Origin of the sequence: Caballeronia sp. LjRoot31, from assembly GCF_964253885.1 — a bacterium.
Lineage (GTDB): Bacteria > Pseudomonadota > Gammaproteobacteria > Burkholderiales > Burkholderiaceae > Caballeronia.
This window is the reverse complement of record NZ_CAXURX020000002.1, coordinates 562,977-586,913: the sequence shown is the minus strand read 5'-3', so window position 1 is coordinate 586,913 and position 23,937 is coordinate 562,977. Positions and strand designations below refer to the sequence as shown.

20 protein-coding genes are annotated in these 23,937 nt (G+C 58.1%); 7 read left to right on the top strand and 13 right to left on the bottom strand.

Features of this window, described 5'->3' with window-relative positions; all coding sequences use genetic code 11:
* Positions 1–200: 200 nt before the first annotated feature.
* Positions 201–914 (top strand): lysophospholipid acyltransferase family protein, encoded by a 714-nt coding sequence (locus tag ACSQ8V_RS21030; protein ID WP_436207024.1) that lies wholly within the window; start codon positions 201–203, stop codon positions 912–914.
* Between the two features lie 64 nt (positions 915–978).
* On the opposite strand, the gene ACSQ8V_RS21025 is transcribed toward ACSQ8V_RS21030, so the two are convergent.
* Entirely contained in the window at positions 979–1,347 is a 369-nt protein-coding gene (locus ACSQ8V_RS21025) for a response regulator (protein ID WP_213764455.1), read from the bottom strand.
* A 302-nt stretch (positions 1,348–1,649) separates the two neighbouring features.
* Positions 1,650–2,618, bottom strand: a complete 969-nt coding sequence (pcaQ, locus tag ACSQ8V_RS21020) for a pca operon transcription factor PcaQ (protein WP_436207977.1) — start codon at positions 2,616–2,618, stop codon at positions 1,650–1,652.
* A 165-nt stretch (positions 2,619–2,783) separates the two neighbouring features.
* Between pcaQ and pcaH the strand changes: the two genes are divergently transcribed.
* From pcaH to ACSQ8V_RS21005, 3 genes are all read left to right on the top strand, one after another.
* Complete coding sequence (gene pcaH / locus ACSQ8V_RS21015) at positions 2,784–3,494, top strand: protocatechuate 3,4-dioxygenase subunit beta (RefSeq protein WP_436207023.1); 711 nt, start codon at positions 2,784–2,786, stop codon at positions 3,492–3,494.
* A 2-nt stretch (positions 3,495–3,496) separates the two neighbouring features.
* Positions 3,497–4,087: a protocatechuate 3,4-dioxygenase subunit alpha gene (gene pcaG / locus ACSQ8V_RS21010; protein ID WP_213764452.1), complete on the top strand. Its 591-nt coding sequence runs from the start codon at positions 3,497–3,499 to the stop codon at positions 4,085–4,087.
* Between the two features lie 79 nt (positions 4,088–4,166).
* Complete coding sequence (locus ACSQ8V_RS21005) at positions 4,167–4,472, top strand: DUF2288 domain-containing protein (protein ID WP_436207022.1); 306 nt, start codon at positions 4,167–4,169, stop codon at positions 4,470–4,472.
* Between the two features lie 18 nt (positions 4,473–4,490).
* Here the strand turns inward: ACSQ8V_RS21005 and prpR are convergent, their stop codons facing one another.
* Positions 4,491–6,383 carry a propionate catabolism operon regulatory protein PrpR gene (gene prpR, locus ACSQ8V_RS21000; RefSeq protein WP_436207021.1) on the bottom strand — a complete coding sequence of 631 codons (1,893 nt, stop codon included), beginning with the start codon at positions 6,381–6,383 and terminating at the stop codon, positions 4,491–4,493.
* 169 nt (positions 6,384–6,552) lie between these two features.
* Between prpR and prpB the strand changes: the two genes are divergently transcribed.
* Genes prpB through ACSQ8V_RS20985 form a run of 3 tightly spaced genes read left to right on the top strand, consistent with a single transcriptional unit; the run spans position 6,553 to position 10,120 of the window.
* Positions 6,553–7,446 carry a methylisocitrate lyase gene (gene prpB, locus ACSQ8V_RS20995; RefSeq protein WP_436183480.1) on the top strand — a complete coding sequence of 298 codons (894 nt, stop codon included), beginning with the start codon at positions 6,553–6,555 and terminating at the stop codon, positions 7,444–7,446.
* A 30-nt stretch (positions 7,447–7,476) separates the two neighbouring features.
* Positions 7,477–8,649: a bifunctional 2-methylcitrate synthase/citrate synthase gene (gene prpC, locus ACSQ8V_RS20990; protein WP_436207020.1), complete on the top strand. Its 1,173-nt coding sequence runs from the start codon at positions 7,477–7,479 to the stop codon at positions 8,647–8,649.
* A 22-nt stretch (positions 8,650–8,671) separates the two neighbouring features.
* Entirely contained in the window at positions 8,672–10,120 is a 1,449-nt protein-coding gene (locus ACSQ8V_RS20985; RefSeq protein ID WP_436207019.1) for a bifunctional 2-methylcitrate dehydratase/aconitate hydratase, read from the top strand.
* A gap of 65 nt (positions 10,121–10,185) precedes the next feature.
* Here the strand turns inward: ACSQ8V_RS20985 and ACSQ8V_RS20980 are convergent, their stop codons facing one another.
* From ACSQ8V_RS20980 to ACSQ8V_RS20935, 10 genes are all read right to left on the bottom strand, one after another.
* Positions 10,186–11,214: an AcrVA2 family anti-CRISPR protein gene (locus ACSQ8V_RS20980; protein ID WP_436207018.1), complete on the bottom strand. Its 1,029-nt coding sequence runs from the start codon at positions 11,212–11,214 to the stop codon at positions 10,186–10,188.
* Positions 11,211–11,744 carry a type VI secretion system lipoprotein TssJ gene (tssJ, locus tag ACSQ8V_RS20975; protein WP_436207017.1) on the bottom strand — a complete coding sequence of 178 codons (534 nt, stop codon included), beginning with the start codon at positions 11,742–11,744 and terminating at the stop codon, positions 11,211–11,213. The genes ACSQ8V_RS20980 and tssJ overlap by 4 nt, the downstream gene beginning before the upstream one ends.
* A 13-nt stretch (positions 11,745–11,757) precedes the next feature.
* Complete coding sequence (tssG, locus tag ACSQ8V_RS20970; RefSeq protein ID WP_436207016.1) at positions 11,758–12,870, bottom strand: type VI secretion system baseplate subunit TssG; 1,113 nt, start codon at positions 12,868–12,870, stop codon at positions 11,758–11,760.
* Positions 12,867–14,642 carry a type VI secretion system baseplate subunit TssF gene (tssF, locus tag ACSQ8V_RS20965; protein WP_436207015.1) on the bottom strand — a complete coding sequence of 592 codons (1,776 nt, stop codon included), beginning with the start codon at positions 14,640–14,642 and terminating at the stop codon, positions 12,867–12,869. The genes tssG and tssF overlap by 4 nt, the downstream gene beginning before the upstream one ends.
* 97 nt (positions 14,643–14,739) lie before the next feature.
* The gene (locus tag ACSQ8V_RS20960; protein WP_436207014.1) at positions 14,740–18,474 is read right to left on the bottom strand and encodes an ImcF-related family protein; all 3,735 of its coding nucleotides are present in this window, start codon (positions 18,472–18,474) and stop codon (positions 14,740–14,742) included.
* Positions 18,471–19,700 (bottom strand): hypothetical protein, encoded by a 1,230-nt coding sequence (locus ACSQ8V_RS20955; protein ID WP_436207013.1) that lies wholly within the window; start codon positions 19,698–19,700, stop codon positions 18,471–18,473. Before ACSQ8V_RS20955 ends, ACSQ8V_RS20960 begins: the two co-directional genes overlap by 4 nt.
* A complete protein-coding gene (locus ACSQ8V_RS20950) occupies positions 19,701–19,958 on the bottom strand; it encodes a PAAR domain-containing protein (RefSeq protein ID WP_436207012.1) in 258 nt (85 codons plus the stop codon).
* Between the two features lie 437 nt (positions 19,959–20,395).
* Positions 20,396–20,863 carry a hypothetical protein gene (locus tag ACSQ8V_RS20945; protein ID WP_436207011.1) on the bottom strand — a complete coding sequence of 156 codons (468 nt, stop codon included), beginning with the start codon at positions 20,861–20,863 and terminating at the stop codon, positions 20,396–20,398.
* Between the two features lie 182 nt (positions 20,864–21,045).
* Positions 21,046–21,585, bottom strand: coding sequence for a hypothetical protein (locus ACSQ8V_RS20940; protein ID WP_436207010.1), 540 nt, complete (start codon positions 21,583–21,585; stop codon positions 21,046–21,048).
* Positions 21,586–21,590: 5 nt separating this feature from the next.
* Positions 21,591–23,930 carry a glycoside hydrolase family 24 protein gene (locus ACSQ8V_RS20935; protein ID WP_436207009.1) on the bottom strand — a complete coding sequence of 780 codons (2,340 nt, stop codon included), beginning with the start codon at positions 23,928–23,930 and terminating at the stop codon, positions 21,591–21,593.
* Between the last annotated feature and the right edge of the window lie 7 nt (positions 23,931–23,937).

Here is a 23,937-nt window from a genome sequence, read left to right as displayed (position 1 = left end):
AGAGAGACCGGTGTCTCCCTGACTGTCATCGGGCGGGCAGCGTGCGCGCACCCAGCATCGGGTTTGGGACATGCGCCGCCGCACACGCTATCCTTCGGGTTTCGCTCGCCGGGCTCAAACGTCGGGGGGTCACCGTACCCCTGGACGCCTTGCAACCCGCCGCACTCCTTTCGCACCTTTTTACCACCGTCCATTTCTTAATGCATCGAACCTTCGTCAAGTGGCTGTTCGCGACCTACCTGCTTGGCAGCGGTACGGTGTGGTCGATCCTGATTCTGCCGCTGTTTCCGTTCGTCGGCCGCAGCGGCCGTTATTGGCTCGCCAAACAATGGTGCCGCGCGATGGTCAGGATGATGCGCGTGATCACGGGCGTATCGTGTTCGGTCGAAGGACTGGAGAACCTGCCGGATGAGCCGTTCATCATGTTGTGCCGGCACGAGTCGACATGGGAAACGCTCGCGTTCATGGCGCTGTTTCCACGCCGCATCAGCTTCGTGTTCAAGAGCGACCTCAAGCGCATCCCGTTCTTCGGCTGGGTGCTGAAGGGCCTGGACATGGTCAGCCTGGATCGCGGTTCGCCTCGTCAGGCGCATCAGGCGGTTACGCGCGAATGCGCGGAAAAGCTCGCACTGGGCGACGTGGTGGTGATCTTTCCCGAAGGCACGCGAGTGGCGCACGATGCCCCGCTCAAGCTTGCATCGGGCGGCGTGAGGCTTGCGTGTTCGACGCAAGTGCCCGCCGTGCCGGTCGTGCATAACGCCGGCAAATACTGGCCGGCAAAAGGCTGGCCCGATCAGCCCGGGCATATCCGCGTGATCGTGCTGCCGCCCCTGCCGGCCGATTGCGTGGTGCCTCAAGAGTTGAACCGGCTTGCGCAAGACCGGATGGAGAAGGAGCTGGCGCGGCTCGTCTGAACCGCGCGCGGCTACGCGCAATAAGCACGGTAGCACGGGGTAAATGAAACCGCGGTGCGCAGGTTCAGAACGGCCGGCGGCGCTTCGCTGCGCACAACCGGTCCACCGCCGACAACAACGCTTCCGTCGCGACGGGCTTCTGTAAGTAGCCGTCGTAGTGAACGAAAGCCGGCGGGTGCGGATGGCCCGAGATCATCAGGAAGGGAATGTGTGCAAAGGCCGAGTTGGTCTTCATCGTCTGGCATAACAGCGCGCCGCCGAGCCCCGGCATCATCCAGTCGGACACCACGATATCCACGCTGTGCTCGCCCAATAATACAAGCGCGCCGTTACCGTCGAACGCGGACAGCACCGTGCAGTCCGGTGACTGCATGCACAAGGTCCAGGCTTCGAGGGTGGCGGGGTCGTCGTCGACGAGCAATACGGTTTTCATCTTGCTGGCGGCTTTGATGGGTATCCCGGTGATGGAAGAGCTGCGGAGTCAGACAGCACAGAGCGAACTTTGGTTGCACGCAAATTCTGTTGCGCTTGCTTACAGTACGGTTGTTTGCAGTGCTCACCCGCCGCTCGCGAGGTCCGCTTCGAGCCTGCTTTGTGGCAGCATTGCACGTGCCTTGAACGCTGCATGGCCCGGCGTCTGGCCCACTTATATAGCTTTTATCGAACGTATGCTAATGGGGTTTTGCCCATCCCGCATTTGCGGTAACAAGTGCCTGCGGCAAGCCTCTCTCCAAGCTATTTCATACCGATACGAACCGCCTCCCGCTGCCTCCCCGCTTCCCGGATTGCATCGATCAGGCTGTCCAGCGCAGGCGAGCGGACGCGGTCATGGCGGAGTATCAGGCCGATGGGTTCATCGGTACTCGCGAAGGGCATGGGCAAGCGGGCAAGCAGCTTCAATTCGATGTCATGTTCCACCACGCTCGACGGGACGAACCACACCGCGTCGTTGTGCAATGCAAGAGCGCGCCCGAGCGACACCGACAAGGTTTCGATCAGCGAACTCAGCGCCTGTGCGCCGAACGCCGTCAACACGCTTTCAGCGGACTGGCGGATCAGTGTTCCAAACGGCGGCACGACTACCGGAAAACGGGCAAGCACCGACGCCGTGATATTGCTTTCGTACACGAGTGGATGATCGCGGCGCACGACGACCGTCAACGGCTCGCGGTACAACTGCTCGAAGGTCATCCCCACCATGCCTTCAGGTTCAGACAGACGGCCGATGACCAGGTCGGTATCGGCGGATTTCAGACGTTCGAGCAACTGCGAGTTCGACCCGGTCCATACCCGCACGGAGACATTCGGCCAATGCGCCCGAAACGCGGCAAGCGTGGGCGGCAGCAACGCAGGCGCGACGGTGGGCAGGACGCCTAGCGCGACCGTGCCGGGCATCTCGACGCCATGCCGCGACAACTCATCCACGCCTTCCCGCAAAGCCCCTACGCAGGCTGCGGCGTGAGGCGCAAACAGTCTCCCCTCACGCGTGGGCGCGGCGCCTCGGCGGCCCCGTTCGAACAACCGGACGCCCAGAATGGACTCCAGCTCGCCAATCGTCTTCGATACCGCCGGTTGCGTGATCGAGAGGCTATCGGCGGCGCGTTGCACGCTGCCGAATTGCGTCACCGCCAGGAAACACTGCAGGTGCCGGAACTTGATCCGGCCGCTAGTCAGGTTGGCGAGCGGCGTGACGGGTTTACCCATCTTGGTCGGCTTATTTAGCGCACCCGCCGGGACAGGCACGCCGGACGATGTAGGGTCGGTATCCATGACGATCAGTTATGTCTGAATGCATAAAAGGTCATTTTCCATAACTTCACGGCTTCGATAAAGTGTTGATTCACATTTTAAAAATCCGAGACAGAAAAAATGACTGCCCCCTCCCTCATCCTGACGCCGCGCGACTGGGATTCCCACCCGCCTTATTGCCATCCGGGCTACAAGTCCTCCGTGCTGCGTAGCCCGTCGCGCCCGCTGATCCCGCTGAAAGAGAACCTGAAGGACCGGCGCGTACCCGTGTATGGCGCCGACGACCTCGGCAAACTCGATCATGACCTCACGCGCAACGCCGCAAAGAATGGCGAGCCGCTGGGCGAACGCATTATCGTGACGGGGCGCGTGCTCGACGAAAGCGGCCGGCCGGTGCGCAATACGCTGGTGGAGATCTGGCAGGCGAACGCCGCCGGGCGTTACGTTCACAAAGCCGATCAGCACGCGGCGCCGCTCGATCCGAATTTCCTGGGCGCGGGCCGTTGCCTGACCGATAACGAAGGACGGTATCGATTTCTCACGATCAAACCGGGTGCTTACCCGTGGGGCAATCGTTCGAACGCGTGGCGTCCCAATCACATTCACTTCTCGCTGTTCGGCGACTACTTCGGCTCGCGCCTTGTCACGCAGATGTATTTCCCCGGCGACCCGCTGCTCGATCTCGATCCAATCTTCCAGGGCACGCCGGAACATGCGCGCGACCGGTTGATCTCGCGCTTTTCCATCGATACGACCGAGGAAGGGTATGCGCTCGGTTATGAGTTCGACATCGTGCTGCGCGGCGCGAACCAGACTCCGACGGAGGCTTGAACATGACCATCTACAAACAAACGCCGTCGCAAACAGTCGGACCGTATTTCGCTTATGGCCTGTGTCCCGAGCAATACAACTTCGACCTGAAGAGCTTGTTCACGCCGTCGATCGCGGATCGGGAATCGGCGGGGCAGCACATCAGCATCGTGGGGCAAGTGTTCGATGGTGACGGGAAAGTGGTCGGCGATGCCGTGATCGAAATGGCTCAGGCCGATTCCACCGGTCGCTATGTGAGCACGCTCGCCGAAACGCGTGAGTCGGGTTTTCGTGGTTTCGCACGGGTGGGCACGGGGACGGACCCGGCGTTGCGCTTTGTCGTGGACACGGTCAAACCGGGTAGCACGGGGAGTGATTCGGCCCCGCATATCGATGTGATCGTATTGATGCGCGGCATGTTGCTGCACGCCTACACACGCATTTATTTCGACGATGAAACCGCAGCCAATGCATGCGATGACGTCCTTGCGCTCGTTCCTGCGGAGCGGCGCAGCACGCTGATCGCCCAACGCGAAGCGGGTACATCGAATACGATTTATCGCTTCGATATTCATTTGCAAGGACCCAAGGAAACGGTTTTCTTCGATCTTTGAGCGGTCGCTGGCAGCCAGGCAGAGCGTCCGGCGCGATGGTTTATGATGTCGGTCGCTCGAACTTGCCTGTGATTCCCCTATGAAAGACGCTCAGTCCGCCAGTCCGTTGTATCTCAAACTTTTCGCCGAAACCGCGCAGATCGAATGGTCTGAACTGCAGCGGTTTTTCGCGCGCGGCGTGTTGTTGAAAGTGGCTCGCGATATCGATCTGGTGAGTGTGGCCGAAGCCGTCGCCAGTGACGATGCGAAGCAGGTCGCCGAGTGGTTGTCGGCAGGATTGCTCGAGCGCGTCGAGCCTCCGGTGGCGGAGGATCTTGCTGCGCGGAATCCCGAACTGTGGGCTGTGGTGGTGTCGCCGTGGGTTTGTGTGCAGGAGCGTGGGTGAGGGTTCGCTGAGGCCCCTTCACCGCCCCGCCAACTTCCGCCAAAGCGTAGTCTTGCTGATGCCAAGCGCCCGGGCGACCTCCTCGCGATTTCCCCCGAACGAATCCAGCATCGCGCGGATCTCATCGGCTTCGACTTTGCGGCTGCGCTGCTTCAGCGTTTCCGGGCCCGAAGCGGTTTCGTCTTCCTGAAGTTCCGGCGCGATCGACTTCAGTAATTCAGGCGTGACTCGCATCCCCGGCATCTCGTCCAGCTCCACCGCAATCCGTTCAATCACGTTCTGCAATTCGCGCACGTTCCCGGGCCATCGGTACGCCGCCAGCAATGGCATGGCCGGTTCAAGCACCCCGTGCGCCGCATCGACCGACCCAACGCGCCCCGTCTGCCACAGCAACCGCGCGGCAAGCCCGGCAATATCGGATGACCGCTCCCGCAGCGGCGGCAAAGCAAGATTCAAGATATTCAGCCGATAATAAAGATCAGCCCGAAACTGCCCCGCCTTCACGCGCTCGCTCAGCCCGCGATGCGTCGCCGCGACCACGCGCACATCGACCTGCAGTGGTTCCGTAGAACCCAAACGCACCACTTCACGTTCTTGCAACACGCGCAGCAAACGGCTTTGCAAAGGCATCGGCATCTCGCCGATTTCATCGAGGAAAAGCGTGCCGCGATGCGCCGATTCGATCAGCCCCGCTTTCCCCCCGCGTCGCGCGCCGGTGAACGCGCCTTCCTCGTAGCCGAACAATTCGCTTTCCAGCAACGTCTCCGGGAACGCGCCGCAATTGAGGGCGACAAACGCGAATTCGCGTCGCGCGCTCTCGGTATGGATGCCTTGCGCAACCAGCTCCTTGCCCGTGCCGCTTTCGCCCCGGATAAGCACGGTGGCATCCGTTCGCGCATAACGCCGGGCGCGCTGCCGCACTTGTTCTATCGCCTCGCTCGTCCCGCTCAGATCCTCAATCCGATACCGCGCGACCAGTTGCGGCGCACGTTGCCGCGCCCGCACGGAGCGGTCCATGCGCTGTAACGCCACCGACTCCTGGAAGGTGATGATGGAACCGGAAGCCGCCGACGTCGACGCATCGCCCCATGCATTCCGATGCACCACATAACTCGCCCCGCGTACCGTCTCCAGCGATTCACCCGGCTCCTTCGGCACCGCGCTGGCCACCTCCGGCGCGAGATCGGCCAGCCGCTTGCCCACCGCTTGCGACGGCGCGAGCCGCAGCATGTCGGCCATCTTGCCGCTCAACGCTTCTATGCGGCCATCGGCGGTCAGCGCGATCACGCCGTCACGCAGATGCTGCAGAACTTGATCCAGCCGCCGGCGCCGCTGCGTTTCCGCGAGCGTGGCTCGTGCGACTTCCAGCGCGGTTTCAAAGGCGCCCTGAACCGACGCGCGCGAGTATAAAAACACCGACTTCATGCCCGCCTTCTCGGCCAGTTCCGTCACCAGTCCCGGCCCGACAATGGCCTCCACACCCCGGTCGCGCAGATCGAGCACGCAGGCCTCCGCGTCTTCCGCCGACAGATACGAAGCGCACTCCACGTGTGCACCAAATGCGCGGAAAAACCGCTTGAGCTCGGACGGCGTTTCGCCGTGCATCACGAGACCAACGGAGTCGCCTTCACGACGCGCCCGCGCCAACGCGTGCATCACGTCGAAGCCGGTCGGATTCACGAGTACGACCGGCACGCTGATCCGCGCCTTCAGGTAGCTCCCGTTCGATCCCGCCGAAACAACCACGTCTGGACGCGCATCGCCTGCGTTCTCGACCTCGTGCACTGCGTCCTCATACCCCAGCGGCACGATGCGCAGATCCGCAATGCCGTCGTACTCCGCCGCGATGTCGCGATACAGGTCGCGCAACTTGCTGATACCAACTGCCCAGATGCGTGGAGGAGGATTCATGACTTATGGCTGAACGAGGGATTGTGAAGTTTAACGCCATTTTTGCAATCCATGATTTCATTAATGAAATTTCGTGGTGCTGTGAAGAAGGTCTAATCTCTTAAAAATCAGAACCTTGGAATCTGGCAGGCAACTTGCGCTGTATCGACGGGTCAACGGAGACACATCTATGAGCTCAACTGCAACACTCAGCGCCGGCGCGAAATTTCGCGCCGCGGTCGCGGCTGAAAAGCCCCTTCAGCTTGTCGGCGCGATCAATGCGAATCACGCGCTGCTCGCCAAACGTGCCGGCTTCAAGGCGATCTACCTGTCGGGCGGCGGCGTGTCCGCGGGCTCGCTGGGCTTGCCCGACCTCGGCATTTCCACACTCGACGACGTCCTGACCGACGTTCGCCGCATCACCGATGTCTGCGATCTGCCGCTGATGGTCGATGTCGATACGGGCTTCGGTCCCAGCGCGTTCAACATTGCGCGTACGGTGAAGTCGCTGATCAAGGCGGGTGCGGGCGCGATGCATATCGAAGATCAGGTGGGCGCCAAGCGTTGTGGACATCGGCCGGGCAAGGCGATCGTCTCGCAGCAGGAAATGGCGGATCGCGTGAAGGCCGCAGTCGATGCCCGCACCGACGAGAATTTTGTCGTGATGGCACGCACGGATGCGCTGGCGGTGGAAGGTCTGGAAGCGGCGATTGAGCGGGCGCGTGCCTGCGTCGAAGCCGGCGCCGACATGATTTTCCCGGAAGCCATGACGGACCTGAAGATGTACAAGCAATTCGTCGATGCCGTGAAGGTGCCGGTCCTCGCGAACATTACGGAGTTCGGATCGACGCCGCTTTTCACCGTTGAAGAACTGCGCAGCGTGGATGTATCGATCGTGCTGTATCCGCTTTCAGCGTTTCGCGCCATGAACAAGGCCGCGGAGAATGTGTATCGCGCGATCCGCACCGACGGCACGCAAAGCAACGTGCTCGACACCATGCAAACGCGCGAGGAACTGTACGCGAGCATTGGTTATCACGAGTTCGAAGACAAGCTTGACGCCCTGTTCAATCAGGCGAAGTAACGCGTCAACCCTATCAGGAGAGAGACACAAATGAGCGATACGTTAGCGAAAGAAGCACCCGCCACCGGCGGCTTCAAACCCAAGAAATCGGTCGCGCTGTCGGGCGTGACAGCCGGCAATACCGCGCTGTGCACCGTCGGCAAGACGGGTAATGACTTGCATTATCGTGGCTATGACATCCTCGATATCGCCGGCACGTCCGAGTTCGAAGAGATCGCTTATCTGCTCGTGCATGGCAAGCTGCCGACCGTCGCTGAACTCAAGACCTACAAGGCCAAGCTCAAGGGTTTGCGTGGCTTGCCCGCGAACCTGAAAGCCGCGCTGGAATGGATCCCCGCATCCGCTCATCCGATGGATGTGATGCGCACCGGCGTCTCCGTGCTTGGCACCGTGTTGCCCGAGAAGGAAGACCACAACATATCCGGCGCCAAGGATATTGCCGACCGCCTGATGGCCTCGCTCGGCTCGATTCTGCTGTACTGGTACCACTATTCGCATAACGGCCGGCGCATTGAAACCGAGACCGATGACGATTCCATCGGCGGGCATTTCCTGCATTTGCTGCATGGTGTTCCGCCGTCGAAGTCATGGGTCGATGCAATGCATGCTTCTCTGATCCTTTACGCGGAGCACGAATTCAATGCATCGACGTTCACGTGTCGCGTGATTGCCGGCACGGGCTCGGACATGTACTCGGCCATTACCGGCGGTATCGGCGCGTTGCGTGGTCCGAAGCATGGCGGCGCGAATGAAGCCGCGTTCGACATTCAATCGCGCTATCAGACGCCCGACGAAGCGGAAGCCGATATCCGTCGCCGCGTGGAAGCGAAGGAAGTCGTGATCGGCTTCGGTCATCCGGTGTACACGATCTCCGATCCACGCAACAAGGTGATCAAGGAAATCGCGAAAAAGCTGGCGAAAGAAGCCGGCGACACGAAGCTCTACGACATCGCCGAGCGCCTGGAAACAACGATGTGGGACGCGAAGAAGATGTTCCCGAACCTGGACTGGTTCAGCGCAGTGTCGTATCACGCGATGGGCGTGCCCACAGCCATGTTCACGCCGCTGTTCGTGATCTCGCGGACCTCGGGCTGGAGCGCTCACATCATTGAACAGCGTATCGACAACAAGATCATTCGGCCGAGTGCAAATTACACGGGCCCGGACGACCTGAAGTTCGAGCCGTTGAACAAACGCAAATAAATTACGGAGACCTGTTAAACACATGAGCCATATTTCCAACGTCCGGCCCGAGCCGGATCGAGTATTAGTCGATATCGTCGACTACGTTCTCAACTTTCAAGTCGACAGCACGCTCGCACTCGACACCGCGCGCAACTGCCTGATCGACACGCTCGGCTGCGGACTCGAAGCACTGACTTATCCTGCCTGCACCAAGCTGATGGGACCCATCGTGCCCGGCACGATTGTCCCCAACGGCGCCAAGGTGCCCGGCACCTCTTTCCAGCTCGACCCGGTTCAGGCTGCGTTCAACATTGGCGCGATGATCCGCTGGCTCGACTTCAACGACACATGGCTCGCTGCCGAATGGGGCCATCCGTCCGACAATCTCGGCGGCATTCTGGCAACGGCCGACTGGCTTTCGCGTAACGCGGTGGCTACCGGCAAGAAGCCGCTGTCGATGAAAGACGTTTTGATCGCGATGGTCAAGGCGCATGAAATTCAAGGCTGTATCGCGCTGGAAAACTCGTTCAACAAGGTTGGGCTCGATCACGTTTTATTGGTGAAGCTGGCATCCACTGCAGTGGTCGGTCAGATGATCGGCCTCACGCGCGATGAGTTGATCAATGCGGTATCGTTGGCCTTCGTCGATGGTCATTCGCTGCGCACGTATCGTCATGCGCCGAATACGGGCTCGCGCAAGTCGTGGGCCGCCGGGGATGCAACCTCCCGCGCCGTGCGTCTCGCGTTGATCGCGAAGACGGGCGAGATGGGATATCCGTCGGTTCTGACCGCTAAAACATGGGGTTTTTACGACGTGCTCTTCAAGGGCAACGAGTTCAAGTTTCAGCGTCCATACGGCTCGTACGTGATGGAGAACGTGCTGTTCAAGATCTCGTTCCCGGCTGAATTCCACTCGCAAACGGCGGTGGAAGCGGCAATGACCTTGCACGCCAAACTCGCGGAAACGGGTAAGCGTGTTGAAGACATCAAGAAGATCACGATCCGCACGCACGAAGCGGCGATTCGCATCATCGATAAAAAGGGTCCGCTCGATAACCCCGCCGATCGCGATCACTGCATTCAATACATGATCGCCGTGCCGTTGATTCACGGTCGCCTGACCGCTTCGGATTACGAAGACGGCATAGCGAAGGATCAGCGTATCGACACGTTGCGCGCGAAGATGGAATGCGTGGAAGACCCGCAATTCACGAAGGATTATCACGATCCGGAGAAACGTTCGATCGCTAACGCGCTCACGGTCGAGTTTAACGACGGCTCGAAATTCGACGAGGTGGTCGTCGAATATCCGATTGGACACAAGCGTCGCCGGGAAGACGGCATCCCCCTTCTGGTCGAGAAGTTCAGGACCAACCTCGCACGGCGTTTCCCAGCCAAGCAGCAAGAGGCAATCCTCGCGGTATCGCTGGATCAGGCAACGCTCGAAGCAATGCCGGTCAATGAATATGTAGATTTGTACGTGATTTAGTCAGTTGACCAGCGCCAACTAAAACAGCCGTCCGTGATGTTACGAACGGCTGTTTTTCTTCACACTTACCCAGCCGCGGTAACCGACCTGAGCGTTGGAACCAGATCTTCGACGCGTTCAACGTTCACCGGGATGGGAGGCAGCCAGCGAAGTGTGCGCGTTGGATTCTGGCGGGACCCGCTCAAGATCGTGTGCCAGTGTGCTCGGCGAATATGCGGACGCGGGCTTGCGTGACCACCGCTGCCGCCGGCCCGTTCCTCCTCGTCTTCGCGATAAGCCAAACGCAACGCCGCGCCCATTCGCATGCCGACATCCCACGTTGTTGGCCGCTCGGCAGGAAACATACGCACACCCTTTTTCGTGCGTCGCGGAGTCGGCCTTACGGGAAGTCGTGTACCGTCGCCGAGTTCTGCTGACTCGCTGCACAGATACAGCAGCAACGACACAATGCGCGGCAGTACCTCGCGTACCTCGCTTTCACTGATGCCGATCTCTCTACAGGACTCAGGATGACAGGCTAAATCAAGAGAGGCCTCAAGCGACGGTTGATCGAGCCGAATCAAAAATCCGTACAACTGGCGTCGGACGCTAAGCACGAGATACAGGCACTCCGCCCCGTCCTCCATTTCGCCGACCTGCGCGAACACTCCGCGCAATGGCTCGCCTGCCCACTGCATGCCAGGTGTTTCAATGTAGACCGTCCACTCAGGCAGCCTTGATAGCAAGTCCGTGGGTAAGCGTCCAGAAACGGGCGTGGTAATCAAGGCATCGAATAACGTGGCGTCGAACCTATAGACGCCTTGCGTGACGCGCCACCCCGCAATCGTGCCGACCAGATTGACCGTGGCGATTGTAAACCGTGGTGGATTCAGACCCGCCCTGCCCATCTCCATTAGTGCCGAATCCATCGTGCGAGCTACTGCATGGAACGGCAAATACCAATGGGCAGGAAAGTCTGTGACATGGGTCAGCAATTCACCACGAAGCCGGTCTAGTTCCGGCCAGATACCTGGGAACCGCTGACCGACACGCTTCACGAAATCGGCAGGCGGCCGAGCGCCATCCTGATCGACAGGAGGTGAGTGAGAGGTCATCGTGCAGGTTGCTCCCGTGGATTTTCATCAGCGGCAACGAGCTCCTGCCCGACCAAATCGAACTTAAGCGGCTCACTCGTCGATAACGATTTCCTCGCCACCACTCGGCGCCAATCGCGATCACTCTTCGGGTTGCGGAAGAAACCCACGATCGCTATGAATTCCGTGTCCGGCCGCATGGGCTGCGACAGGCTCGCAGCACTGCCGGGGTTGACAACCACTCCCGCCGCGTCTTGCAGGTCCGCGCTCAAAACAGCTCGCTCGTTTTTTAACAGGTCGTCGTAGGATGCTCCATCAAACGACTTACGATCCTTTAGCTGATAAACGCGAACGGCTACGGAGACTGGGCGGTTAGCCTCGTCAGGGTTCAGCGAAGCACGCGCGTTCAAGTCGACATTCAGTATCTTGACCTGCTTGTGAAACACGGCTTGATAAGCGCTTGAGGACGTGTCGGAAACGCCCTGCCAAGCGCCGCATGCGCATAGACTCAGGCTCGTGGCGACGGCCACTACGGTAGAAATAATGTGCATGCAAACTCCTGGTTCATGCAGCTTGGCTAACGGGCGCCGGACGCGGAGCATTCTCTGTGGGGATCGCTTCGTATCGGCCTAACGGGATGGTGATGACACGGTCATTGGCTGGTTTCAATAGCGTGGTCCAGGCAAGGCGACCCTGATGGCCTTTACCGAGTGCGTGAGCGTGTGGCTGCCTCAGCTTTAGTACCGGCACAACTGCGGCGGATACTTCCATACGCAGCACGACGTCCGCTTTGTTACCCACGTACACACGCAATATGCCGATCAACTCTTGATAAAGCGGCGCGTCGGGCAAGAGCTCGTGCGCCTGTTCGGGGGTTGAGGGACGCAACGTAAGCCGGACCGCCTCGCCGCGATTCCTGACACGCCGTCCCAGAACATGCCCTTGACCAAGGCCTTGTCCAGCGGTTTCGCGCGGCGCGCCCAATGAACCACCCGAACGTAGTCCTGGTTGATCGTGAAGTCTCACCCATACAGGAAAGCGCTCATCAACCTTTACACCGGCACCGGGCAGCGTTAGCGCAACCACGCCTGCCAACCCCTCCACGGTTCGCGTACGCTGGGTCAAGAGACCGAGCAATCCAAGAACGCGCGCACCAGACAAACCCGCGCTGCCTGCCTTGTCGCCGATGCCAAAGCCCGCGAGGCACAACAGCGCACGCGACGTAGTGTCATCGCCCCGTTCAAATCCCGACGGATACCGATACTTGCGCCAGGTGCGATAAAAGAGTGTCGCAATCCGGTGATTAAAAAGGTCGAGAAAGGACATGACTTCCTCGTGCCCTTCCCGCCTCAGCACGATGTCGTCGATCAGATGCGGCGGCATGACCGCATTCACGCCGTACAGTCCGAGGAAGGTGGTCCGGATGCTAGGCGGCCGGTCCGGACGCTCGTGATCGAATTCCACGCCGGCAAGTTCAGTACCCGGGAACCCCACCTTGGGATACGGCCGGAACCGGACCGTCTCGCCAGCTGGCGTGTCACGCGCGCCAAGGCTCATGCCCTCCGGCATCAGACGTTCAAGAAGTTGGCATAACTGAAAGAAGTTCATCTGCGGTGCGCGTGCGAGAAGGGCCCCCACAAGTGGCGTCATTGCATCAGGCATGTCGGGCGTATTCATAGCGGCGAGCGCTCCGCATGACTTGCCGCCCATTCAATGCGTTTCCCCGAAGGCAAGCTGACTATCGCCAGTTGAGTGAACAGATTGATCTCGGCATACAGCGTAAAAAACCGGTGCAATAGCTCACCGAAAAGGTACACGTCGCCGGGTCCCGCGAAAGCGTGGCTGTCGAGTGTCACCTCGATCAGCACGCCTCGCTCGATGCCTCCGCCTATCACCTTGCGCAAGAGTTTCTGCGATACATGCTGAATACCCGCGAGACGACGGCGGTTAAGTTCGTCCCCCGTCCAGTCATACAACGCCAGCGCCCCGCGCAAAACTTCTGCGTCCATCAACGACAAGAAGTTAGGCGCGAGATGCGACAGCACGCGCCATTGGAAGCGGTCATTCACCGGCGGATAAACCGGCAGCGTAGGCGACGTAAGATTGCGGACACGCCCGACGTTTGGTGCACTCGCGACCAGTTCGTTGATACTCGCTTCGCGTAACCCTTTGCGCGGTAGCATGCCGTTGGTACCCGTTACTCGCAACGACAATGTCTCCTCAGGCAGATCCGGCATCGATTCCCACGCGTGACCGCCGAGAATGATCCATGTGTCGAACAAACCCTTTACGCCTTGCCTGACGCGCGTATGAAAGTAACGCTCCGGTGCTTCATGGCGGAGCATGCCGCCCCGATGCCGAAATGTCGAAAACGGCACGTACTCGAAACGTTCGGCGGTATCGTGATCGAATGCCTCTACCGCTTCGACCGAATACGTTTCCACGAAGTCACCGTGGTGATGCATCGGCTTCACGCGATACTCGGTTTCATGATGGTCGATCCGCACGGGCTCGGCGTCGAGTTCGAACAGGTTGATAATCGGCGTGCAGAACAACCGTACGTTAGCTGCGGTGAACCGAAGATCGACCGGGTAGCTTTCGTTGAGTAGCACCTCGACCTCAAAGTTCCAGGCGTCTGTCGGCAACGCGTTCATGCTCAGGCCGCACAAGTCGACAAACAGGAATTTCTCGCGGAACGTAAAATATTCCAGCAGGAGTTGATAACCCGAGAATGCAATATCGGCCTTCGGCCACAAGCGCTCCTCTGCCGAGAATCCCGCCGCTTCGATCCGGGCAGTTTTTAGCGGCGTCGCTACACCGTCGTGCACTTCGGGTATCCGCAACGAAAGTGATTGCACCTGACGTGTGAGCGCGAGATGCAACGCGAACGCAACCGGCAAATCGGCATTGAGATAGAGCCGGATGCGCGACAAATCGAGTGCTTCACGACGAGCGGACCGATCGATTTCAAACTTGAAGCGGATGACGGAGCGGGCATCGTGCCGCACCGATGGTGTCGCCTCGGTCAGCCGGATTGGCATTAGCGTCACGGCTTGCGTTGTGCGGTACAAACACTGCACGCCGCTGCTTCCGACCTTGCCTGAGCGTACCGCCAGGCCCGGGGGAACACGCTCGGTTTTCTGCAGCGTTTCGGGCGCGGGCGTCATCTCTAGAATCGATAGTGACGGAATCATGCGCAGATAGTGCGGCCACAGCAAGCTGACTAGTCCTTCAGTCAGCTCGGGCAGTTCGTCATCCAGCTTCTGGCGCAAGCGGCCGGTGAGAAACGCAAAACCCTCGAACAGCCGCTCGACGTACGGATCGCGATCGCCGACACGATCAAGATTCAGCATGCGGGCGCGGTCCGGGTGGGCATCGGCAAATTCCTTCGCAGCCTCGCCCAGGTAGCGCATCTCGGCTTCGTAATAACGCAGGATAGCGTCATCCATTTGTTTGGGATCCTTAGGTTCGGTTACGGCTGCATCGCAGCGCTCATTCTCGGTCAATGCTGGCCTGCAGCGATTTATGCGGGACAGCGAAAGAGGTTCATTCGATGTCCGGCGAAGCACCGCGAGGGAGTGGCGTTGAAGCGCGTTTCGCCGCTTCTATCGCCGTCACTGGCAAAGGCGGTGGATTAGGTCCAGTGGGTATGGGTATAGGACGGCCACCCGCGTCGCTGCGCAGAAAGATCCGCGTTGGCAACACGAAATGACGAAGCTTCAGGACATCGAGCGGACCTGCTCCTACCTCACTGCGCAATTGCACCTGCAAAAAGCGCGGCTTCACGGGTCCGAGTGGCTGCGGAGATGGGCGGCTAACCCTGCTTTCGTCCGGTTTCCAGGCTGCTTCCGGCACGGTAACGCTTGTCCGGATCCGAGCGGCCCAGTCGTCATTCTCGCGCGGCATCGTGCGCCTCGACGGCTCGGGTGAGCTCGCCTTCGCGACCGGCGCCTGCGGCGAAACCATTGCTTCAGGCACGACGCCTTCCGCCTCCTTACCCAACGGCCAGCGCAACAAGTAACGGGCGCCGTCTTGCTGCGACACGGTTGCCCGTTCGAGCAAGCGAATCAGCCCAAAACGTCCCGCGAAGTCGAACGCCACGCGCGGACCCGCCTGCTCGGTCTGCCACTCTATACGCGTGCCGTTTTCCAGCGCGTCACCCGGCCAGACAAACGGCGTCCACTCCTCGCGTTGGTTGAAGTAGTGCAAATCACGGCCTGACAGCGCGATTTTTACGTCCGTAATTCCGGGTGTGGGGATAGCACGCAGTTCGTAGCGCAGGCTAGCGTCGCCTGTTGGGAACAAGACGTTCGATACCCGCGTGAGCCGATTCAATGCGCTCACGAACTCGGGATCAACTCTGAGCGTGTTGCGTCCAGTGGCTTGCATGACCACCCATTGGTCGCCCTGTCGCTCGATGATGCCGCCGAGTTGCGTCGATACAAATTGCGAGAGCACGCCGCTGTCCACGCGCAGGAAGCGGGCCATTTCGGGTAACGATGCGTCGCTGTCCGAGTCCGCAAACGGATAACGGCCGCCGAACGATTTGTTCCAGGCCGCGACAATGGCCGTTCGCCACGTTTCGTTCAGACTCGCGGTAGCGGGTTGAAGAACCACATCCCAGGTTTGATCGAGCGGTCGCTGAAAGACAGCGTTGCCAAAGCCCGACCATTGCTCGCCAAGGCTCGCGGCAACACGACTTGCATAGTCACGGCTGTCACCGATATCCGATGTCTTTCCCTGCAGGATCGCCTGCGCTGCTGTACGAGACATGGCGTCGGGATCGGGGCTCATCATGATCTGCTGGAGCTTGAGACGTACTCCAGTGACACGTTCGAGATAGCGCGGCAGGCTGATATCGGATGTGTTGGCAGGTTGAGCAGCAGCGGCCTTGGCGGGGCCAGTCGTCGCCAGATCACTGCCCGCGACGCGCAGCAGCGGACCGAAAGCCGACGCAAGCGGTGCTTCGGGTTCGCTGGTGGCGTTAGACGGGTCTTTATCCTTGTCGCCACCATTCACCAGCAACCGGGCTTTGCGGACGAGCGTATCCGATAGCGATTGCCCCGCAGCGCCCGTGCTGGCCTGATACACGATCACCTTGAACAACGCCGATAGCGGCGATCGTTGTGGGTCGGCGTAAAGACTCAGTTGGTCGACAGTGCCGGATAACGAGGTGTCCGCCTGCCAGTGCACACTGTTCAGGAACTGCTGCCAGGCACGGCCGTAGTCGGCGAAGTAGCGTTGGCGCAATTGCTCCTTGAGTGACGCGGTGGATGCGGTTGCGCTTGGTGTTGGTGTATCGGAGAGCACCCAGTCGCGGGTGACTGTGCGTTGTTCGTCGGCGTCATCAATAGCTTTGCCGATGCGCTCGTCCCACGCTTGCCGCGTGTAGACGCCGGGTACGGTTTCGCTCGTTGTGAAGACGCCTCGGCTGCTGGTGTCGCCCAATAGCGACTGCAATGACACGGGTGGGTACTTGACACGGGTTTCGTCGAGGATCTGCTGGTAGACGGTGTCGGTAGAGTTCTGCAGACCCATCACGCTCACAAGCGTCTGACGGGCTGTGCTGATCAACGTTGCGTCGGGTGTGATCGCGAGTGACGGGCGTTGGCGTAGGTGGTTCGCATGGAACGCCACGAGACGCTGCGTCAGGTCGCGCCAGTCGCCCGGGTTGACAGTTGATGGTTCCGGACGTGCAGGTTGATCTGTAGCCAGCAATTGAGGGATCAGGAAGCCCGAATCGGCGTGCTGAGGCTCGGCTAACATCAGGTATGACTTGAGGGTGCTGTAGGCGCCTTTAACCTGCGCGTCGCCACCACTCGCCAGTTCCTGATCCGTGAGTGAGCCGAGTTGTCGTAGATCGGCTTCCAGCTTGGTGCGTAAGGGCTGTATCAGGATGCGGTTGTTTGCGGCTTCGTAGGCTGGCCACGTGGCGCTTAACAGTGCAGCGTCGTGGTTCAGACCGAAGCGGGAGTACCACGGGGCACCATCGTGCTGGCGTGCTTCGAGCGTGGCGATCTGGTTTTGCAGGGTGTCGAGGGTTTGCGTGGCTTGGGTTGCGTCATGTGGTGCCGCGAGTTTTTCGATCGTCGTGGAAGCGGTTTGGATAGCGTCGCGATTGGCGGCTACGGATATCAGTGTGCCTGTGATCCATATGGCCGCGAGTGCGAGTGCACTCCATGCCGCGACGCGTGAGAACGAAAAGCCAACGTGACGGCCACGCACAGTCCGGCTGTGGGCAGCGATGGCATGCCATGTTGGTTGCGCGAGTGAAGATGGAAGATGGGGTACGTTAGTGGCGTCGGTGGGCTGCTGTTTGAACAGGGGTGTGAAAATTACGCCGAACACCTCCGTGCGCCAAGTCCGCGAGTTGCATAGCTGCGAGACAAGACGTGACAGCGCCTCCGCGCGTCGAGCTACCTGTTGCGACAGTTGCGCAAGGCAGACTTCATCATTGCGTTCACTGAGACGTTGCACGCCTGCATCGGCGAGCCAGTCAGACAGATCGGTGAGCGACGCTTCGACCCCGCGTGCGTTATTGGAACGAGTCGACCAGGAACACATAACAGGCTCGATCAGCGCAGGAACCGAACCGTCGACGTCCACCGCGTTCAATACATATGCCGGCGCGGAGAAACCGAGCGTTCGGTTTTGCTGCGCCAGACGATTGACGAGAGCGTCGGTATCGAGTGCTTCAGTGTCCGGCGCCTTCGTGCTTAGTTCACTGGCGGAGATAACTGCGACCATCGCGTCGATTGGACGATGACGACGCATTCTGCGGATATGTTTGAGCCATTCTTGGCCGCCGCTTCCCGCGTGCAGCAGAACTGTACCCTGTTGGATCGTATAACCATTCTTTCTTAGGCCTGGCGCAAGTCTGTCAATTAACAGGTCATCACCGGACACCAGCAACCAGCGGTCGCGATAACCCCACCGATAACCGTGCACCGAACGAAGACGATCGCGGAGGCTGGCGAAAGCTGTAGGCGCGGTTTCGCTGGGCGCGCTGCCCGGTTTCGTGGAATGGTTGTGGTCGTAGCGCTGCAGCCATCGCATCGCGTGCAGCGACGCCACCCAGAGGGTGACGGCTTCGAAGTACTTCACAAGCATCAGGCACAGCAGCAGACCCGAGAGAAGACACAACTCGATCATGATGCGCGCATCTCGCGACCAACCGCGCGACTGCCCCTGGAACCAAACGAAAAGCTCGGCTGCCAGGAAGACGATAAAAATCCCGACGCCGATGAACAGCGCGACTGGCACCGGCTTATGTTCTTTCATGTTTGCTTTTTACAGGTGAGTGCAATGAGTTCTTCGCCTTCCTGGACAAGAACAAGTTGCGGTTCGCCGGTGTTCAGCGCTTGCTGTGAAGCCAGAGCCAACGCCAACCATGAGCCAGCGATACCGCAATCGCCTACGCTCGTGTCCAAGCCTATTAGCGAAGTATTCGGATCAAACTCAGACGACGACTGAATGGCTGTCCGAAAGGGTGGCGAGACAGAACTCTCCCAAGCTGCTTTGAATTCAGGCGCTCGACTCGCGCCCCAGCGCGAAGCAAGAGCGAGCGTTGAGTCAATCGCATCCTGAGCGCCCTTCGAAGGACGATGTACATGTACGGTTGACGTTTGCGCATGCGAAGGTAGGCCAAAAAGAAGTGCTACGCCTGCCTCCGCCGAGCCTGCTGCGAGTACTTCACTGACCGCGCTGCGTAACTGAATGGCCACCAACAGATGTGCAAGCTTTGCATCTTTGCTGTCTAGCCAAGCGTCGATCTGAAACAACGACACGTTTTCATTTATCGCCTCAACTGTTACATCCGCGTTCAACCGCATCTCAATGAGCATCCGGCGCAAAAGCTGACCTGCGGCTTCGGCATCGATCGGTTCCGCAATAGACAGCGTTACCCGCAACGTGATCGACGCCGGTAGCAAGCGTAAATCGTTAGCAAGCTTGCCGACCAACCTCAATAAGAGCCATTCGAAGGTAGCTATGCAACGCGCATCCTCGGCGACCTCGGAGCCCGCGTAGAACGCCTGCCCTGGAATGTCTATCCACCGCGCGGTTACATCGGTGTCGGGATCAGCCAGACTTACGCGAGGTTCCAGTTTCAAGCTTCCGTCAACAAGGCCGGCAATCCCGTTTTTCTCTTCGCTTTCCGAAAAGTACCAAGCGTGACCAAGCACGGCAAGAGGTTTGCTCGCCTGCTGGTGACACTTCTGCAGCTCACGCTCATTGACATGGTTGGTGGCTTCTGCGGTGCTTCGTCGAGCATGAAGCCAACCCAGCCAGCAACACAAAAGGAATAACCACGCCATCGCGGGATACGCGATAACACTGATCCAGAACCACGGACCGTTGGACGTTCCGCTCGGCGGCAGGATATAGACGGAAAGCGCGACTCCGGCACTCATCACGATTGCGAAGAGCGGTGCCCACAACGGCCAGGAAAGGCGCGGCGCTTCTGGGACAATAACTCTCGGCGGCACGCGGGCAAAATCAACCGGCATTTACCGCACTCTCGCGCCGCTCGATGACGCGATCAGAACGCAACCACACCGGGTGTGATCACCGTCCCGAGCGAGTGGAATTCCGCCGTCTTTCATATTGCTAGAGCCTTCGATAATGTCGTTCTCACCGTGCTCTGGGCATGACACCCGGTCGCCGATGCGGGCAGCGCGACGGCCACCCACTTTGATGAGGTCCGAACCGGTAAGTACCTTGCCACCGTGGCTGGTGTCATCATCTACATAGATTAGATTTTTCATGGAATGGTGTCTCATTATTTTTAAGGAGCTTTATCAATGAACGCTTGCGCGTTCTGAAATCTTTGAAGTGCTCTTCAACTCATCGATCTCACCGGCCGTAGCCATCTATTGATTGGCTGATTTTTTCCGGATTCGTCACTCGCTTTACTTCGGTCTTAATGACAACGCTTTCGCATCTCCATACGACTTTTGGCGGTTCATCTTATTTGGCGGCTGTTCTCGCACTAATAGGGCGCTAGCTTAAGGCAATTTATCCTAAGGTCAGAACCAAAATCCGTCATTTTTTACATTTTCAGACAAAACAAGATGTTTCTCAAACACTATTAAGGCCAAAACGTGCGGCACTTCTTGCATAACTATTCGGTTCGCCCATCACATGCCAGACTGACGTGCACAAATCAGAATTCCGGATATCCACGCAACCAATTACCTAAACGTCACGGCGCCGATTCACCGATCAAAATACAACCCGATGTATGTAAGACGCTATCAGTTTTCCCGGGCTTTCCAGACGGGTCGTCCGCCCTCTCGCCGGTTACTTCACGGATCAAGCACCAATTTGAAAACTTTCCTTTCCATTGGTATATGTTGATAAATATTTGACCACCCCGACTCGAACAACTACCGTCAATTGCTATCCGCCGTGTTCCCGGAATCGCATAAATTGCCATCGAACTACATTCGTCAAATTTATCAATGACATAATGAAAATTCCGCCGCAACGAGGGCGAAAAATAGCTGACTTCTAAACTACCAGACCTTGTTTCGTATAAAAATTGACTCTTAACTCCCACCCCTTCAAAATCACCCACCAGCACGTTTTTTTGTATTTCTACACCTTTAGCATATGTAAGAGAAGACAGCAGCATTGATAGAATAACAAATGTTATATATTCGAATTTCATTACAATCTCAAAATATTATTTCGCCCGCGATCGTCTGATCAATTAATAAAATCTACCTTTAACTGAAATTGCGAAGCGAATCCGTGGGCTTGGTTCAATCCCTTGCTAAGACGTGCAGGCGCATACCGCACAACGGATACCCGTTCTGCTGCAACGCCCGCAGTCAACAGCCGCTTTGCTCATCACTTGCTAGTATTCTGCGTGGTGGTACACCCGATTTTTGTTTTGGTCACGGGAATCAGAGAAAATTTCTTCAGAATAAACACCCGTTCTCTGCACTCTTCTGCTCCGGAGAGATTGAGTGTCACGTGATACTGAGCAATCAACAGCTTGCTTTGTGCACGAGTTTCCAAGCTAGTGACATATGATTTTCCGTCACGCGTTTTCGATGGGGGCTCTGTAGTAGAAAACATATCGAGCGCACGCGATTCAATACCCGTGGAAAGATCCAGCATTGAATAATAACGGCACTCTGCCCCACAACTGTGTAGGCCAACCCAGTATTTACCTGCAAAATTTACTTCCGGCTTATCAATTGCTTTCCCTTGACCATCACGCCAAATGCCATCGGCCCTGGTGTAACCTTTTGGCAAAATTAATTTTTCTGTATATATATCAACGCCACCATCCAATAATGGATTATTTGGTAAAAACGCGTGTGAATTATTTGAAAATAAAGCCAATACAACAACTACTGCAATGATGCCTATTATGTGTTTCATATTTTCTACGTTATTAGATCGTCAATTTCATGCAATCCTATCGCTAGATCGCCCTTCCCAGCTATTTCATCCTGTAGGAATAGACTATACTTTTTCAAAACCACATCCCAATTTACAGTCGGCTGACCGTATGGAGAACCGGGAAGACTTGCCCACTCTGTATTACATTTTTTTATGGCCGCCTCGATATTTCCCTGCTTTACATCCTCCAACGCATGTCGCTTGAATTTTATAAGTAAAATGCAGTATCTATCTTGCGATTTTGGTGAAAAATCAGTGATTCCGTATTTAACCCTCTGAGCGATCTGGCTTGGATCATCCCACGTGTACCCCATTACCTGATAAGCCCCGGCAGCGGATGAAGTGTATGCCCCACTCTTAATTTTAATTCGTGGATGATCTGAAAAATCTCTGCCATAGTCGGTTATAAAGGATGCTCCTCCAAACAAGGTCTCGTAGCCGTGTGGACCTTGCGTTCCTTCCCCTACTCGGATCATCCGTAGGAACGCTCGAACTCGCGCCTCTTCAAGAGCAAACGTGCGGACTGTCCTGAAATTCCCCACCAATCCCACCGGATGAATATGAAACACATCCGCCGACTCCGGGAACCCCTCAATTTTCCCCGTCACCGCATCCCACCACACTAGTTTCGCGATGCGCTTCTGCTCTTCCTCATGCGCCGGATCGGGTCCGGTACGCTGCTCGATCCACTCGTACAGCTGCTTCCACTTCCCCGGATTTGCCCATTCGCTCTCATGCTTCACAATCAGCCGCGATAACCGTAACTGCAGCCACGGGTCCCGCGAAGCCTTGCGCAATTCGTCAGCCGCGTGTGAGCCGCTTCCCGTTGTAAACACTGACCGATACACCTTCCCCGCAAGCGGACTCAACTTCGCAAGCGCAGGCACGTCCGGCTCATCCGCATCGAGCCAATAATCCAGATACGCCTTGGGCGTGGCGAACATCGTGTGCATAGGATCATGGGCTTCTTCGTGTATCTCAAAGTCCACCCACTTACACGCGAACTCGCGCGTCACCTTGCCACCCGCGTGATTCTGTTCGCGCACCCATCCCGAGATCGGTGCGCGACGAACATCCGCGCTATCGACCTTCCACCAATGAAACTTCGATCCATCCGTGCCGGCGGTCGTTTCCTCGAACTGATCCTCTTTCGGACCCTGTGCGAGCGCCGAAAGCGGATAAATCTGGATGACACCCGTTTGGGGCGCATCGGCGCCTTCCCGGCCCATCGCCGCATACAGCTTCACTTTCCGGTCGATACGCAGGATCGTAGGCTCGAGCTTCCCCGCGTTTTTCTTGACCCACGCCCGGCCCTGCTCGATGTATGGCTTGACCTTCTCATCGCAGAACACCTCGATGTGCACCATCTGGTTGCCCGCGCTCGGCTCGCTTAAATGGTCGTAGTGGCCCAGATGTCCGATCAGGTCTCCCGCGTTGATCTTGACGGGTTTAGGCAACACAACGACCTGATCGAAGTGCGACTCCGACAGCACCGCCTCCATCAATTGATGGCCATGTGCTTTGCCCAGAAATATCCAGCCAGTGTTCGCCTTCGGATCGGCGAAACTGCCAACGGTCGCGGCAATGACAGGACCACCCGACTCAATCAATGCAATCTGTCCCCAGGAACCTTTTTGGGCGCCGATCTGCACCTGCGCGCCTTGACGCAATATGCCGATCACGGACGTGCTGTTGGGCGCTCCGCCGATGGGCGCGGAACGGATGTTCAGTCCAATCTGTCCCGCAGCAGCCTTCCCACGATGCACATCCGGCTTCGGTATGTCCTTGGCGAACGGCGTGACTTTCCAAACCTTCGTCCAATACGATGGCATCTTGAGCGAAGTGTCTTTCTGATATTCCTCGAAGCTCTTCAAATGCATGTACAGGCTGAAGAAGGTCAGCTTCGTGCCGCGGGGAAATTCCGTTGTATGGCGAACGAGCACAAAGCCCGTGCTGTAGGTCGCCTTGACGGCGGGCTTACCAGCTAGCGCCGACAGTTCGCTCACCGGGTACGCCCGATCGACTCGATATGCAACCACCTCGCCATCGGCGAGGCAGCTCACGCCATTTTTCAGATCAAGCGATGTGCCCGCACCGCCCGTGGTGATGTGAATGCCACCGTGCCACATGCCCGAATCGCTAACCGGAAAGAAGCCACCGCTCTCGAGCGCGAGCAGCGCGTTGAATTGGTGTTCATCGATGAAGTCCTTGCCATCTGACTTCTTGAATGGGAATGCAAAGTTCAGCGCGGCGGGTTGGCTGTCATCCGCCTTTTTAGGCGGCAAAGAAGTGTTGCTTGGGCTAACAGGCGTAGCAGTCGTCATTTCCAAC